Source organism: Clostridium sp. Ade.TY, assembly GCF_000498355.1.
Classification (GTDB): Bacteria; Bacillota; Clostridia; order Clostridiales; family Clostridiaceae; genus Clostridium.
In genome coordinates this window covers 93809-109455 of sequence record NZ_AVSV01000029.1, presented here as the reverse complement: position 1 = coordinate 109455, position 15647 = coordinate 93809, and the positions used below count along the sequence as shown (strand labels likewise).

16 protein-coding genes are annotated in these 15647 nt (G+C 24.4%); 11 read left to right on the top strand and 5 right to left on the bottom strand.

From position 1 onward, the window contains the following. Positions 1–8: 8 nt before the first annotated feature. A complete protein-coding gene (gene bsh / locus O212_RS0112085) occupies positions 9–998 on the top strand; it encodes a choloylglycine hydrolase (RefSeq protein WP_024615364.1) in 990 nt (329 codons plus the stop codon). Positions 999–1249: 251 nt separating this feature from the next. On the opposite strand, the gene O212_RS0112080 is transcribed toward bsh, so the two are convergent. Continuing rightward, a complete protein-coding gene (locus tag O212_RS0112080; protein ID WP_024615363.1) occupies positions 1250–2515 on the bottom strand; it encodes a cation:dicarboxylase symporter family transporter in 1266 nt (421 codons plus the stop codon). Between the two features lie 827 nt (positions 2516–3342). Between O212_RS0112080 and O212_RS0112075 the strand changes: the two genes are divergently transcribed. Next, positions 3343–3975 carry a cysteine hydrolase gene (locus O212_RS0112075; RefSeq protein WP_024615362.1) on the top strand — a complete coding sequence of 211 codons (633 nt, stop codon included), beginning with the start codon at positions 3343–3345 and terminating at the stop codon, positions 3973–3975. Positions 3976–4372: 397 nt separating this feature from the next. On the opposite strand, the gene O212_RS0112070 is transcribed toward O212_RS0112075, so the two are convergent. After that, entirely contained in the window at positions 4373–5809 is a 1437-nt protein-coding gene (locus tag O212_RS0112070; RefSeq protein WP_024615361.1) for a DUF4317 domain-containing protein, read from the bottom strand. Positions 5810–6147: 338 nt separating this feature from the next. On the opposite strand from O212_RS0112070, the gene O212_RS16270 reads away from it, so the two are divergent. The 3 genes from O212_RS16270 (at position 6148) to O212_RS16590 (ending at position 8631) form a co-directional block, all read left to right on the top strand. Further along, on the top strand, positions 6148–6894 hold the full coding sequence (locus O212_RS16270) for a flavodoxin family protein (RefSeq protein WP_024615360.1): 747 nt from the start codon (positions 6148–6150) through the stop codon (positions 6892–6894). Between the two features lie 47 nt (positions 6895–6941). Next, positions 6942–7352, top strand: coding sequence for a peptide deformylase (locus tag O212_RS0112060; protein ID WP_024615359.1), 411 nt, complete (start codon positions 6942–6944; stop codon positions 7350–7352). A gap of 391 nt (positions 7353–7743) precedes the next feature. Beyond that, positions 7744–8631: a hypothetical protein gene (locus O212_RS16590; protein ID WP_024615358.1), complete on the top strand. Its 888-nt coding sequence runs from the start codon at positions 7744–7746 to the stop codon at positions 8629–8631. A 269-nt stretch (positions 8632–8900) separates the two neighbouring features. On the opposite strand, the gene O212_RS0112050 is transcribed toward O212_RS16590, so the two are convergent. Next, positions 8901–9212, bottom strand: coding sequence for a multidrug efflux SMR transporter (locus O212_RS0112050; protein WP_024615357.1), 312 nt, complete (start codon positions 9210–9212; stop codon positions 8901–8903). A 2-nt stretch (positions 9213–9214) separates the two neighbouring features. Beyond that, positions 9215–9547 (bottom strand): multidrug efflux SMR transporter, encoded by a 333-nt coding sequence (locus O212_RS0112045; protein ID WP_024615356.1) that lies wholly within the window; start codon positions 9545–9547, stop codon positions 9215–9217. Positions 9548–9735: 188 nt separating this feature from the next. On the opposite strand from O212_RS0112045, the gene O212_RS0112040 reads away from it, so the two are divergent. From O212_RS0112040 to O212_RS0112030, 3 genes are all read left to right on the top strand, one after another. Then, a complete protein-coding gene (locus tag O212_RS0112040) occupies positions 9736–10068 on the top strand; it encodes a DUF3784 domain-containing protein (RefSeq protein WP_024615355.1) in 333 nt (110 codons plus the stop codon). Between the two features lie 214 nt (positions 10069–10282). After that, positions 10283–11173 carry an ABC transporter ATP-binding protein gene (locus tag O212_RS0112035; protein WP_024615354.1) on the top strand — a complete coding sequence of 297 codons (891 nt, stop codon included), beginning with the start codon at positions 10283–10285 and terminating at the stop codon, positions 11171–11173. Continuing rightward, positions 11166–11963 (top strand): ABC transporter permease subunit, encoded by a 798-nt coding sequence (locus tag O212_RS0112030; protein ID WP_024615353.1) that lies wholly within the window; start codon positions 11166–11168, stop codon positions 11961–11963. Before O212_RS0112035 ends, O212_RS0112030 begins: the two co-directional genes overlap by 8 nt. A gap of 69 nt (positions 11964–12032) precedes the next feature. Here the strand turns inward: O212_RS0112030 and O212_RS0112025 are convergent, their stop codons facing one another. Beyond that, entirely contained in the window at positions 12033–12695 is a 663-nt protein-coding gene (locus O212_RS0112025; RefSeq protein ID WP_024615352.1) for a hypothetical protein, read from the bottom strand. A 224-nt stretch (positions 12696–12919) separates the two neighbouring features. Between O212_RS0112025 and O212_RS0112020 the strand changes: the two genes are divergently transcribed. The 3 genes from O212_RS0112020 to O212_RS0112010 all read left to right on the top strand — a co-directional run bounded on the left by O212_RS0112020 (position 12920) and on the right by O212_RS0112010 (position 15627). Then, the gene (locus tag O212_RS0112020; RefSeq protein WP_024615351.1) at positions 12920–13630 is read left to right on the top strand and encodes a response regulator transcription factor; all 711 of its coding nucleotides are present in this window, start codon (positions 12920–12922) and stop codon (positions 13628–13630) included. Positions 13631–13634: 4 nt separating this feature from the next. Beyond that, positions 13635–15011 (top strand): HAMP domain-containing sensor histidine kinase, encoded by a 1377-nt coding sequence (locus O212_RS0112015; protein ID WP_024615350.1) that lies wholly within the window; start codon positions 13635–13637, stop codon positions 15009–15011. Between the two features lie 91 nt (positions 15012–15102). Further along, the gene (locus O212_RS0112010) at positions 15103–15627 is read left to right on the top strand and encodes a dihydrofolate reductase family protein (RefSeq protein WP_024615349.1); all 525 of its coding nucleotides are present in this window, start codon (positions 15103–15105) and stop codon (positions 15625–15627) included. The last annotated feature ends 20 nt before the right edge of the window (positions 15628–15647 follow it).

Here is a 15647-nt window from a genome sequence, read left to right as displayed (position 1 = left end):
GTGATAATATGTGTACAGCATTAAGTATTAAATCAAGTGAAGGACATAATTTTTTTGGTAGAAATATGGATTTGGCATATAACTTTAATCAATCAGTTTTAGTTGTGCCAAGAAATTATAAAAATGAAAGTAAAGTTACTGGAAAAGTTATAAAAGGTAATTATGCAATTATTGGTATGGGGACTTTAATTGATAATCATCTTGCTATGGCTGATGGAATGAATGAGAAGGGGTTATGTTGTGCAGGATTAAACTTTGAAGGTTATGCTTACTTTCCAGAAGGATTAGCAGAAGGAAAAGATAATATTGCAGCATATGATTTTATATATTGGGTATTAGCTAATTTTGAAACAGTTGATGAAGTTAAAGATGCTATTAAAGGTATAGAGTTAGTAAGTGTTCCTATAAATGAAAATACACCAGTAGCAATGCTTCATTGGATGCTTTGTGATAAAACAGGAAAATCAATAGTAGTTGAAAGAGCTGTTGATGGAATTGCAGTTTATGATAATCCAGTAGGAGTTATGACTAATAATCCAAAATTTGATTGGCATTTAACAAATTTAAATGAATATTTAAATATTACTCCAAATCATCCAAAAGAAACTAAGTGGAGTGATAAAAATTTAAAAGCATTAGGAGTTGGAGCTGGAACATTAGGAATTCCAGGAGATTTTGCTTCTGTTTCAAGATTTATAAGAATTGCATATATTAGAGCTAATATGCCTGAAATAAAAGATGATGAAGCTTCTATTACTCAATTCTTTAATATGCTTGACTATGTAAAGATGGTAAAAGGTGGAGTTATAACAGAAGATGGATTAGAAGATTTAACTCTATATACATGTTGTATGAATCAAGAAAAAGGAATTTATTATTATAGAAATTATTATAATAATAGAATAAATGCTGTTGATATGAATAAAGAAAATTTAGATGGAAATGAAATTAAAAAATTCCCATATGTAATTAAACAAGATTTTAATTATCAAAATTAATTATAAGTATTAATAATTAAAGATATTATATATAAAGAAATAATTTGATTTTAAATATTAAAGGTAAGTAAAATAAAAGCTGATTTCAATTTAAATATAGAAATCAGCTTTTTTTATTAATTAAGATTAGATTAAAAATAAATAAATTAAAATAAATTGATTATAGAAAAAATATAGTTAATAGAAAATAATAAAAAGATAGAAGTAAGTTCACTTCTATCTTTTTTATGTAAAAATTATAATTTATAAAATTATGCTATTTCACTTAATGACTTAACATATTCTTCGCCTTCTTCAGGGTTAAATTCCTTTTCCCATTTAGAAATAACAACAACAGCTAATGAGTTTCCAATTACATTAACAACAGTTCTTGCCATATCAACAATACGATCAATACCAGCAATAAATGCAACTCCTGCTACTGGAATACCTAAAGAACCAACAGTTGCTAAAAGAACTACGAAAGATGCACCAGGAACTCCTGCCATACCCTTTGAAGTAAGCATTAATACAAGCACTAAATTAATTTGGGCAGAAAGTGGAAGATGAATTCCATATATTTGAGCAATAAAAAGTGCTGCAATAGATTGATATAAAGTAGATCCATCTAAGTTAAATGAATATCCAGTTGGAATAACAAAAGATGTAATTGCTTTAGGACAACCGAATGCTTCCATCTTTTCCATAAGTCTTGGTAAAACTGCTTCAGAACTTGCTGTAGTATAAGCTAAAATAAGTTCATCTTTTAAAAGTTTTACAAGAGTTATAATGCTTGTTCCAGCCATTTTTGCAACAATACCAAGAATAAAAAATACAAATAAGAACATAGCACCATAAACAGTAACGATTAATTTTCCTAAAGGAATTAATGAAGTTAAACCAAATTTAGAAACAGTTACTCCTATTAATCCAAATACACCAATTGGTGCAAGTTTCATGATTTGATTAGTTACCCAAAACATTGCATCAGCAATACCTTGACATATTGAAAGAACAGGTTTTCCTTTTTCTCCAATTGCAGCAACGCCTAATCCAAACATAACTGAAAAGAAAATAATAGGAAGTAAATCACCTTTTGCAAGAGATTCAAAAAAGTTAGTTGGAACAATATTTATAAATGTATCCATGAAGCCATGGTTTGAGGCAGCTTCTGCTGTACTCATATATTTATCAATATTAGTAGATGCAAGACTGCTTATGTTTACCCCGTTTCCAGGATGAACTAAATTAGCTATAAGTAAACCTATTATAATAGCAAAGGTAGTAATGATTTCAAAATAAAGTATTGTTTTACCACCTATTTTTCCTAATTTTTTAATATCCCCAACGCCAGCAACACCAACAACAAGTGATGAGAAGACGATAGGTACAACAATCATCTTAATTAATCTTATAAAAATATCTCCAAGTGGCTGAAAATATGAAGTAACAGCTTGGTTACCATAAAAAACAGCTCCTACAATAATACCTAGTACAAGCCCAAGTATAATTTGAAATGCTAATCCGAATTTTTTCATTTGTTTAATAGCCCCCTTAAGTAGTTTATACCTTAAATGTCATATAAATAAAATTTCGCAAAATCCAATATATGCAAGATTTACATAACGTAAATTTCATTTTACAGACTATAGTATATCATAAAAAATGAAAAATGGTGATGTTTTTTGAAAAAAATTTAATTTAATATATGTATTTGAAAAAATAAAATTATAAAAATTGCAAATTGTTAAGGGGAAATTGATGAAAATATTTCATTTTATTTAATGAATGCAAGTTTTGTGTTAATAAACAAGAATTAATAGCGAATATTATAAGTAAAATAAATAATATTGTTCAGTTTTACATTTAATACCAATATACTTTGGTTATGAAATTTCCCCATAGCTATTGATACAAAATTATTGATTTTAGTATATGTGAAAAATTTATAAGTTGGATAATATAATTATTAATTACAAAATATTTTCAAAAATTAATATGTTTTAAGAATGAAATTGTATATAAGAAAAAATACATTTAAATTTAATAAAAGTTAAAATTTTAGAAGAAGTTATTTATGAAAAATAAACATTATTAGAAATATTACTATATATATGCATAAAGTAAAAGTTATCAATAAGAAATAGATTAAATAGTTTTTTTGTTTTTAATGTTTAAATACTAATTATAAAGTTACAAAAAATGAGATTTGTTAAAGAAGTTTAAATCTAAAAATTTAATTGTAGTGGTAACTCAAAGGTTACAGGGAACTTAAAAGTGCCTAATTGTTCAATATTTTCTCATGAATTAATATAAGTGCATAGGCAAGAACAAATAAATTTTAAAAAACTTAGGAGGAATTAAAATGGAATTTAATAACAAAGAAACTGCATTAGTGTTTGTAGATCCACAAAATGAATTTTTACATGAAATGGGGGAAGGATACAAGTTAGCTAAAGATGTTATTGAAGCTAATAATACTATAGAAAATATTGTATCTTTACTTAAAAAATCAAAAGAAAATGGATATAAAGTATTTGTATCTCCACATTATTATTACCCACATGATTATACTTGGAAATTTGGGACAAATGGTGAGCATATGATGCATCAGATGAAAATGTTTGAAAGAAAGAGCCCTTCAGCAGCAGTTGAAAAAGATTCAAGAGCAGATATACTTAATGAATTTAAACCATATATTGAAGATGGAGAAACTATAATTGCAAGTCCACATAAAATATTTGGACCACAAACAAATGATTTAGTATTACAATTAAGAAAGCAAAGGATAGACACAGTAATATTAGCTGGAATGAATTCAAATATTTGTATTGAATCACATATGAGAGATTTAGTAGAGCAAGGATTTGAAGTTTATATTGCAAAAGATGCAACAGCAGCACCAGGTATGGAAGCTTATAAAGCAGCTGAAGTTAATTTTGGAATGTTATCAAGTGGTTCATTAACTACAGAAGAAGTATTACAAGCTTTAAAATAATATATAATAAAAAATTTATAAAAATCTAAAAAGTATAATACAAATAAAAAATATAATATAAATAAAAAATTATAATACAAATAATATATAAAAGTATAACAACAATAATATAATACAAATGATATACAATAAATTTTAAAAGAGATAAAATAATAAAGTGCTATAAGAAGATTAAAGTTATTTTAAAAAATAGCTAAACAAAAAATAATACCATAATAAAAATTACACAAAATCTTTTCATTATCATAAAATACCCATAGAATAAGTTTTTAAACTACCTATTCTATGGGGATTTATTATTTTATATTTAATATTAATCACATAAGTACAATATAATTAATAAATTTGTTAAGTAGAATTTTATATTTTAATTGAATATAAATTTTTCAATAATAATTTAAATTAAATCATCTAAGTCGTTAACTTTAGCTTGTTCATCATCATTAATAGGAATAACAATACACTTTTGACCATCAATAACTTGAGATTTTATTTGTGGTACTTTTTCAGGCTTAACCTTAAGTACAACGTCATATTCAGAAATATCTTCATTATCTTCTATGTTTTCATCAATATTTTCATTATTGTTTTCTAAAGAATCTTCTGAATCTACATCAGTCTCATCATTATTTTCAGAAGTTTCCTCTAAAGCTATTTCAGAAATAGCTTCCATATTTTCTTCAAGAGCTACTTCTTCATCCATTTCAGCATTAGATTTTAAATCTTTATCTTCTATATTTTCATTATTTAAAGAAACTTCCTTAGTAACTTCTTCAAGTCTAGTTTTAAGAACTTTAACTTGATTTTTTAAGTGTTCTTCTTTTTTTCTTTGCTCATTTTCTTTAAGAATTTTTGAATCAATTAAGTGTTCTGCTAAAGGAACATCATCACCAAAACTTTCTACAAATGATTTTTCAATTTTAGAAGTAAGTTCTTCTGGAACTCCACTTTCAATTAAAAGGCTTTGAATATCTTTATCCTTTAAAGCTATAGGCTCAGCGTCTGTATCATCATACATTTCATTGTATTCTTCAATCATATTATTTAGATTTTCTTGAACATCCATAAAAACTTTATCAGCTAAATTTTCATCAGCAAAAGAGTCTTTAATAATTGATTTAAATGCTTCTTTTTGAATAGTTGCAGTTTGTTTTGAATAGCAACCTAAGGCAGTTTCCATAAGTTCTGGGTGAGTATCTTTTGCATTTTTTGTGTAATACATAATTGAGTTAACATCAGAGCTTCTGTCAATAAATGCAGGGAATACAAAACCATTAATTGGTGGCTTAACTACCCAATCTCTAACACGGGCTTTTATACTATTGTCTTCTTCAAAATATCTAAGTCCAGGCTCTGAAAGCTCCACGGGACATATTGCACATAAAACATATTCATATACTTCTTCAGATTCATCTATTTTTTGATTATCTTTAGTTTTTGTAAGAACATCATAAGAGTCATTAAAAATAAGTATTAAGAAGTTACCTGTATAATCATAGTTTTCAATAATAGATTTATAAAAATCATCAAGTAATTTATCATCATTTAATTGACTGCTTTTAAGCTGCATAAGTGAAATTTGTTTTTCATTTATAAGATCTTCGTTAAGTGGAAAGTTAAGTTCTAAAATATTGTTTCCTATAGTTCCAGATAACACTTTCTTTGCAATTTCTAAGTATTTGAAGTATTCATCTTCATCTAGGTTTAGAAATGTTTCTCTGAATTTTAAAATTATATTTTTTTCTCCGTTAACATAGCAACCACACATTTTGCTGAAGGTGCAGTAATCTTTTTTGAAACGCTTTTTTAATTCTAATATATCTTTTTTTCTCATATATAATAAACTCCTCAATTTGGTATTTTACATTTTGTTGGTATTTAATTAGTATTACTTTTTTATATAGCATTGCATGACTATTTTAATGAGTATTAGTGTTTCATTAATTATATGATAGAAACACTTTCGTAAATTAAATAGTCTAAAAGCTATCTAAAAAGCAATATATACTTTCATTATTTAAGTATAGTGTTTTTTTTGTGGAAATTAAAGATTTTATTAAGTTAATAATACTTCATTTTAATATAAACTATTTTTAATTTACTTATGTTAGAGTAAAATATTAATATATAATATAAATTTAATATTAAAAATATAATCTTTGTGGAGGATAAATGAAAAAAGTATTATTAATAAATGCAAGTAACAGAAAGAAAAATACTTATAGTCTTTTATCAACTATTGAAAATATACTAAAGAGCAAAGGATATGAAACAGAGCTTATAAATCTTTACAACTATAAAATAGATTTTTGTAAAGGGTGTGAAGTATGTGTATTAAAAGGAAATTGTTTTATAAAAGATGATGTGAATTTAATTATTAAAAAGATAATTGCAAGTGACGGGCTTATAATTGGAACACCTGTATATTTAAATAATATGAGTGGTATATTAAAGTCATTTATTGATAGGACTTGTAGTTGGTTTCATAGAAGTGAAGTTGCACAAAAACCAACTTTAATTTTAGCAAATACACAAGGTTCTGGAATAAAAAATACATTAAATTCAATAAAAGAAGTAATGATTCAATGGGGTGTTTGTATTTGTGGAACTATACATAGAAATGGTAGAACATTTAATAAACCTATTGAAGAGAAAGAATTAGAAAATTTTATCAACATGATAGAATCAAATGGAAAATTATATTCACCTAGCTTTAAAGAAGTTTATACTTACAATATACAAAGAGCTTTAGCTACAAATATTTTTCCGTTAGATAAAAAATATTGGAAAGATAAACAGTGGCTTTATAAAGCATATTTTAAAGGTTCAAAACTTAATTTAATAAAAAAATTATATGGCAATATTATTTATAAGATGTTATGTAAAGTTATAAAACCAGTTAATGATATAAATTCTTAAATTAATATAAATAATGATTAATAAAAGTAGAGAGAGGCTGAAAAAATATGATAAAACCAGTAGTAAAAGATGTATTATTTTTAGGACAGAAATCAGAACCTGCAACTAAAAGTGATATATCAGTTATTGATGATTTAGTAGATACATTAAGAGCAAACTTAGATCGTTGTGTTGGAATGGCTGCAAACATGATAGGAGTAAAAAAGAGTATATTAGTATTTAGCGTAGGAAACATTATAGTTCCTATGGTAAATCCAAAAATATTAAAAAAAGAAAATTGTTATGAAACAGAAGAAAGCTGTTTATCTTTAACAGGTTTTAGAAAAACAAAGAGATATGAAAAAATAGAAGTAGAATATTTTGATAGAAACTTTAAAAAGCAAAATGGTGTATTTACAGGATTCACTGCACAAATTATTCAACATGAAATAGATCATTTTGAAGGTATTATAATATAAAATTATATATTTAAATAGATTTTGATATATATATAGGTTTAAAAGTGGACAGATTAATATTATCCCATTATAGAACAGTTTTATTATTTTAACTGTCTAATATAATGAGGAATATTATCAGAGTGTCTACTTTTTTTTATATTATTAATTAGAATATTTTATATATTTTAATTTGTTTTTAAGGAAACTTTTTTATTTTCCTTTAACAATAAATCATAAAATTTGGAAAAATGCAATTATCATGTTAAAATTATTAATGTTTTGCAAATTACATAATAATTTTCTTTGCAATTTATTTATGTATTTAGCTTGAATCAAAATTATTATAAATAAGTTTAAAAAAATATTTGTGTAACTTAACATATATAACTTTACATAGGGGGATAAAATATTGAAAAAACACAAAAGAATAAAAATTTATACAGCTATAACAGGAATAGTATTAATAGGGGTTATAGGATACTTTTTTTGTTATAAAGATTATAAGGTAAATAAAATAATGAATGAAAGTATAGAGTGTATAAATCAAAAGCAGTATGATAAAGCAATATCAGGAATTGATTCAGCTTTAAGTACAAAGCCAGATGATGAAAAGGCTAAAGGATTAAAAGATTCAGTAAATAAATATTTAATTGCTAAAAACTTATATAGTAATAATAAACTTGATGAAGCAAATTTAAAAGCAAATGAAATAAGTGATTATTATAATATTAATGGATTTAAAGAAGATGTAGACAGTTTAAAAAATCAAATAAATACATCTATTGAAAAACGTAAGGAACAAATAGAAAAAGAAAAAAGGGAAAAAGAAATAGAAATAGAAAAACAAAAAGATTTAGAAAAGAAACAATTAGTTGAAAAAGAAAAAGCTAAAAAAGAAAATGATAAAATTTCAAAAGAAGAAAATTCTAAAAAAGAGGAAAGTTCAAATTTAAAAAATAAAACTACTACAAATAATGAAAAAGTAAAAGCAAACTTAGAAGAAAAATCAGTTTCAGAAAGTAGAAATAAAAAAGTAGAAAAAAATACTAATGAAAATAACAATAATAACAATGCTTTAAGATTTAAAAAGACTTTAACAAAAGATGAAGCTCTTGTGTTAATTAAAGAGAAGTTAGGTACAAAAAAGAAATATGAGTTTGAAGGAATATCTGCATCAGAACTTGAAGGTATATTTGCTTTATTTAGATCTTCAAAAACTTTATATGGTGTAAATTTATATAATGGTGAAATTTCAGATGCAAATACAGGAGAGATTTATGCTCCTGCAAGTAGATAAAAATATTTAAAGTATAGTTAAGTAAATAAATTGATATAAATATAAAAACTTAATAAATAGGTGTATCATCAAGAATTGTATGATGAAATTTTGTTTGTAATACAAAACATGAAAAGTATTCAATATTTTATTTGATATTGATTGTGGAAACATTGTTGATGAATTTATTGAAAATGAAAAATTATATTAATTAAGTAATATATAAATAATTAAAGTTATAGATTAATAGAAAAATTAAGAAGCACTAAAACAGAGTGCTTCTTTTTATTTTATGAAATCTTTAATCCAATTACTGAAATTATAATTAAGATTAAATAAAAAATTTGTTTTTTAGATAGATGTTCCTTAAATAAGAAAGCACCTAATAATAGTGATCCAACTGAACCTATGGCAACCCAAATACTATAAGCAGTTCCAGCTTCAGTTGTTCTCATAGCCATTGATAAAAGAGTTAAACTAGTAGCTGCAACTAAAAGAGTAATTAATGACCATAGTTTATTAGTAAATCCAACTGATTTTTTTATGCAATAAACTAAAAGAACCTCACATAAGCCAGATGAAATTAAAAATACCAAATCCATTATTACACCTCTTCTTTTGAATTTATTTTTAAACCAATAATTCCAATTAGTAATAAACAGCTAAAAATAATCTTTTTAAGACTAATACTTTCACCTAAAATTAAAATTCCAAAAACAATAGTTCCAATAGCTCCTATTCCAGTGAAAACTGTATAGGCTATTCCAGAAGGTAGTAAAGTCATACCTTTGGAAAAAAGACAGAAGCTGATTATAACTAATATAATAGTTACTATTGTATAGCCTAGGTTTGTAAATCCATTAGATTTTTTTAAGCAAAGAGCCCAAAAAACTTCTAAAAGGCCACCTACGACAACGTAAGTCCAAGCTTTATTCATATAATATCCCTCCAATTTTAATATAGAATAAAAACAAAAAAGACCGGATAAGATAAATATCTTATCCGGTCTTGCTTTTAACCCTCCGATAAACAATGCAATTCTAGCATATGAAAAAATAGTTGTCAAACTTAACAATATTAATGATAAAATAATAATATATAATTTTTATAATGGGAGTATGCTTTATGAATATTTGGTCAACAACTTGTTTAGTACTTGCAATAGTATTTTTAATAGTAGCAATAATATTTGCTATATTAAAAGAAAGAGGAGCAGTATTAATTAATGGCTTTAATTATTTTTCAAAAGAGAAACAAGAAACATATGATAGAAATAAAATGAGCAAAGATATGAGAAATTCTTTTTTTCTTTGGGCAATAATTTTATTATTAGGGGCTATAACATCTTATTTTATAAACAAATATTTTGCTATTTTTTCAATAATAATTTGGGTAATTCTTTTTATAAAGGATGTTCACATTGATCCAGAAAAAGCATTTAATAAATATAAAATATAAGAAAATTTAAACAAGTTCTGTATAAATTGCGGAACTTGTTTTTAATTATTAGTTATTCTCTAAAAGGGGCAATGAGAATACAATTATATTAACCGATGAGGCAAATAAAAAGTTATTTAATAAAAAAAATTTTAATTTAATAAAGGAAAAATAAAAGTTATTGATGAAAGGGATAGATTTTTTAAAGAAATAGCTATAAGGAGGTATATTTAAGGTGAATGTAATTGAGATTAAAGACCTTACGAAGGATTATGGAAACAAAAAAGGTATTTTTGGTGTTAATCTAAATGTAAAAAGGGGAGAGGTTTTTGGATTTTTAGGGCCAAATGGTGCAGGTAAGACTACAACTATAAGACATTTAATGGGATTCATTCATTCTAATAAAGGGAATTGCTTAATAAATGGTATGGATTGCAGCAAGGATAGCTATAAAATTCAAGAAATATTAGGGTATCTTCCAGGAGAAATTGCTTTTATGGATGATATGACAGGAATTGAATTTATTCATTTTATAGCTGATATGAAAGGTTTAAAGGATTTTAATAAAGCTTTGGAATTAATTAAAATGTTTGAATTAGATCCAAAAAGTAAAATTAAGAAGATGTCTAAAGGTATGAAGCAAAAAATAGGAATAGTATGTGCTTTTATGAATGATCCTGATATATTAATTTTAGATGAACCAACAAGTGGATTAGATCCACTTATGCAAAATAAATTTGTAGAACTTATTTTATCAGAAAAAGAAAAAGGAAAAACAATATTTATGTCTTCACATCTTTTTGATGAGGTAGAAAAGACTTGCGATAGGACAGCTATAATTAAAGATGGGCATGTTGTTTCAATAGAAAATATAAAGACATTATCTAACTCAAAACATAAATCTTATGTAATTACATTTTTAAATGATGAAATGGCTAAGGAGTTTTCTAAGGAAGATTTTAAAATAAAAGAAGTTACAGGAAATGTTGTAACTGTTGCAGTAAAAGGGGATGTAAATCCATTAATAAAAGCTTTAGGTAAATATTCAGTAACAAGCCTTGATGTTAAAACTCAAAGCTTAGAAGAATTATTTATGCATTTCTATGGAGGTGAGAGTAATGATTAGTTTAAGCTTATTCAAGAGGGATATAAAATCAAATTATAAATTAATACTTTTATTTTTTGCAATTTTAACTTTATATTCTGTAAGTATTGTTTATATGTATGACCCCAAAACTACTAATGCCTTTGAAGAAATGGCAAAAAGTATGCCAGAGCTTATGAAAGCATTTGGCATGGCATCAATAGGGGCAAATCTTACTGAATATATTGCAAATTATTTATATGGATTAATAGTTCTTATGTTTCCGATAATTTGTATTATAATACTTGGAAATAAGTTAATAGCATCATATATAGATAAAGGTTCTATGGCATATTTATTAGCTACACCAAATAAAAGAGTTAAGATTGCCTTAACTCAAGCAGTATTTATGTGGATAGCCAGTGCTGTCTTACTTATATATACATCATTATTAATAATATTTTTTTCTAATACTATTCATGGTGGAGAATTAAATATTAAAATTTTTATTATTATGAATGTTGTTTTATATTTTCTTCAGGTTGCAGTAAGTGGTATATGTTTCTTTGCATCATGTATAAGTAATGATACTAAACTTTATTTTACAATTGGAGCTGGAGTTCCAGTATTATTTTATTTATTGCAGGCTTTAGCTAATATGGGAGGCAAGCTTGAAAACTTTAAGTATTTTACACTTTTTACATTCTTTAATACAGGAGATATTATTGCTGGAAAGAGCGTAGCAATGCCAATATTAATTTTTTTATTTGTATCTATAGTCTTTTATGGAGCAGGAATATATATTTTTTCAAAAAGAGATTTATCATTGTAATATTATGGTTTAAAGTTAAGTTATTATAAAAAAGCAGTAGACTATTAAATGTCTGCTGCTTTTTAAAAATTATTTTAAAGATTTTCTAAATTCTTTATATCCAATTAAAACTACCCAAACATAAGCTAAAGTTTTTGGAATCATAAGCATTCCAACAAGAAAGTTTTCTGATGCCCAAAGTACAACTGGAATATAAAAGGCAAATGATAAAAATACAGCTATTCCAAGATGTTTATAATCTTTATCTTTATACTCTACTCCATAACTATATAAAAGATAAATCATAATAAGTCCCATAAGTGCAAATGGTATATTCCTATATATTCCCCAGCTTATTGGTGGATTGTTTATAAACCATTCATTCTGAGGGAATAAGCAAAGAATAATTCTAATTCCTGCAAGTAAATACATTGTTATATCCAATACTTTTGAATTCTTAATATCAAATCTAAGCTTAAAAATTTTATAAAGTATTAAATAAAAGATTGTCATAGTTATTGATGTAATTAATTTACCAAAACCTAATGATGATGCATGATTCTCAAGTCCTGTAGTTAATAGTGAATATATTCTAGGGATTAAGTGAAATGAATCACCAAAGCCTAATATTACAGACATTAATCCAAAAAGTTTAAAATATTTGTCTTTTGATTTTGTTATCATTATAAATCCTAAAGTAATTACTGTAGTTAAATAAATTACATGAAAGATTGGTTCCATAATTGCTTGCATAAATTATTCTCCTTAATTATTTATTTATATTTAAAAAGCTTTTTAGTAAATAAAAATTTACTAAATTAAAGCTTGTCTGTCTAATATAAGTGTATTATGTCTATATTTAATTTGAATAAAATCTATCTTAAATCCATCTTAAATTTAAATTGTATATTAAAATCAACATTGACTTAAAACTTGTTCCTTATGATATAATCTAAACCACAAAGGGGTGGGGAAAATTGAATAATATTTTTGAAAAATATAAAGTATTAATAATTGATGATGAACAAGATATTGTAGATATTTTATGCACTGTATTAAAGAGAGAGGGCTTTAATAATATTTTTATAGCTAATAGTGGAATAGATGGAATAGAATTATTTAAAAATATTAAACCAGATATAGTTCTTTTAGATATTATGCTTCCAGATATAAGTGGTTATGATGTTTTTAATAACATTAGGAAGTTAAGTGAAGTTCCAATATTATTTATATCTGCAAAATCAGAAGAAGTAGATAGATTATTAGGATTTGCAATTGGTGCAGATGATTATATTACAAAACCTTTTAGTGCTAAAGAAGTAGCTTTTAGGTTAAAGGTAAGACTTAAAGCATTTAATAATATTATTCCAAATAAAAATAGTATTATTAAATTTGGTGATATTGAAATAAATGAAGAAACTAGTGAAGTATATAAGGGTGGAAAAGTTTTAGAATTTACAGCTAAAGAATTAAAGTTACTTAAATATTTAATTAATAATCCAAATAGAATAATAAGTAAAGAAATGATTTGTAATGAAGTTTGGGGAGAAAACTTTTTTGGGTTTGACAATACAATTACAGTTCATATAAGAAAGCTTAGAATGAAAATTGAAGATAATCCATCAAAGCCCAAATATATAACAACGATAATTGGATTAGGATATAAGTTTATAATGAATGGAGAATAATTAAATGAGGAAAAAACTTATTTTTCATTATCTTATATCTTTTCTTCTTGCATGCTCTGTTATTGTACTTATAAATATGATTTTTATTAGAAATAGTATTTATAAAGAAGGTGCATTATATAACTATCATCCAGAAGAGATGATATCAAACTTTAAAGATTACTTGTATTTATCAAAGGATAAAAATATAAAAGTAAATAGAGAAGGTATTAATTGGTTAAAGGAAAATAATATAGGACTTCAAATTTTAAACGAAAATAATGATGAAGTTTATAGTTATAATAAACCAAGTAATACATTAAAAAGTTATTCTAATAAACAACTTATAGATAGTTTTAATAATAAAAGTAATACTTTATTTTTGGATGATAAAATTTTAAATAATAAAAATTATACTTATCTTTTATTTTTAGATACTAACAAAGTAAAAAGGGTAAATTATTCTTATGATGTAGCCTTAATTGAAAAGGCTCATAAATTTCCAAGTTTAATTATAATGAATGTAATTTTACTTATTGTAATAAGTTTCTTATATACTTTAAAAATAACAAAGCCTATAAGTAGAATTGTGTGTAAAATAGTAGATTTATCTAATGGAACTTATTCAAAAAATAAAATAAAGCTTGGAATGTATTATGAAGTTGAAAATTGCTTAAATCAACTAGAATATAAGCTTCAAAGCAATGAGAAAGAAAGAGAAAAACTTGAAAATATGAGAGAAGAATGGATTTCAAATATTTCTCATGATATAAAGACACCTCTTACTTCAATTATTGGCAATGCAGAAATAATGGGTGATACTGAATATTATATTGATGACAATACTAGAAAAAAATGTTGTAACACTATAATAAGAAAAAGTGAGTATATAAAAACTTTAGTTGAAGATTTAAATTTATCAACAAGACTTAAAAATAATACTTTAGTTTTAAATAAGAAGAAAGTAAACATTGTATCTTTAATTAGACATGTAATAATAGACATTATAAATGATGAGAAATATAGTTATAGAAATATAAAGTTTACTTATTCAGAGGAAAAAATATTACTAAACTTAGATGAACATCTAATAAAGAGAGTATTTGTAAATCTTATAATAAATGCTTTTGTTCATAATAATAGTGATGTAAAAGTTAATATAAATATTAAAAAAGTAAATGATTGTGTAGAAATTTTCGTAGAAGATAATGGTAGAGGTGTATCAGAAGATGATCTTATAAATATATTTAAAAGATATTATAGAGGAACAAATACAAATAAAAAGATAGAAGGTTCAGGGCTTGGAATGGCAATAGTTTATGACATTATTAAAGCACATAATGGGGAAATTAATGCTGAAAGTAAGTTAGAAGAAGGATTAAAGATAAATATAAAGCTTTGATTTAAGTAAATTATTATCTGAATTAATATATTTAGGAATGAATAAATTTAAAAAATAAAATATATTAAATAAATTTTATGAGGGAAAATAAATGAAAAGAAAAATAATTTTTAATTTAGCAATGAGTATTGATGGATATATTGCAGATGAAGATGGTGGTTTTGACTGGATTGTTGGAGATGGTAACAGTAAGTTAAACACAAAAAATAAATATGATTTTAATAAGTTTTTAGATAATGTAAGTGTTGTAGTTATGGGAAAGAAATGTTATGATCAAAATTTTCATAAAGACTATGAAAATAAAAAAGTTTTTATAGCAACATCAAAAAAGTTAGAAAACTATGATAATATACATTTTATAAATGGAGATATATGTAAGGCAGTTTTAGAAGAAAGGGAAAAAGAAGGTAAAGATATATTTTTATTTGGGGGAGGTATTCTTTTAGATAACTTTATTAAAGCTAATATTATAGATGAATATATAATAGGAATAATACCAACTATACTTGGAAAAGGTAGACCTTTATTTTTGAAAGATAATCCTAAAATAGATCTTGATCTTAAAGAATGTATTATAGAAGATGGAATCACCATTTTAAAATATAGTAAAAGATAATATTTAATATTAAGAAGAAT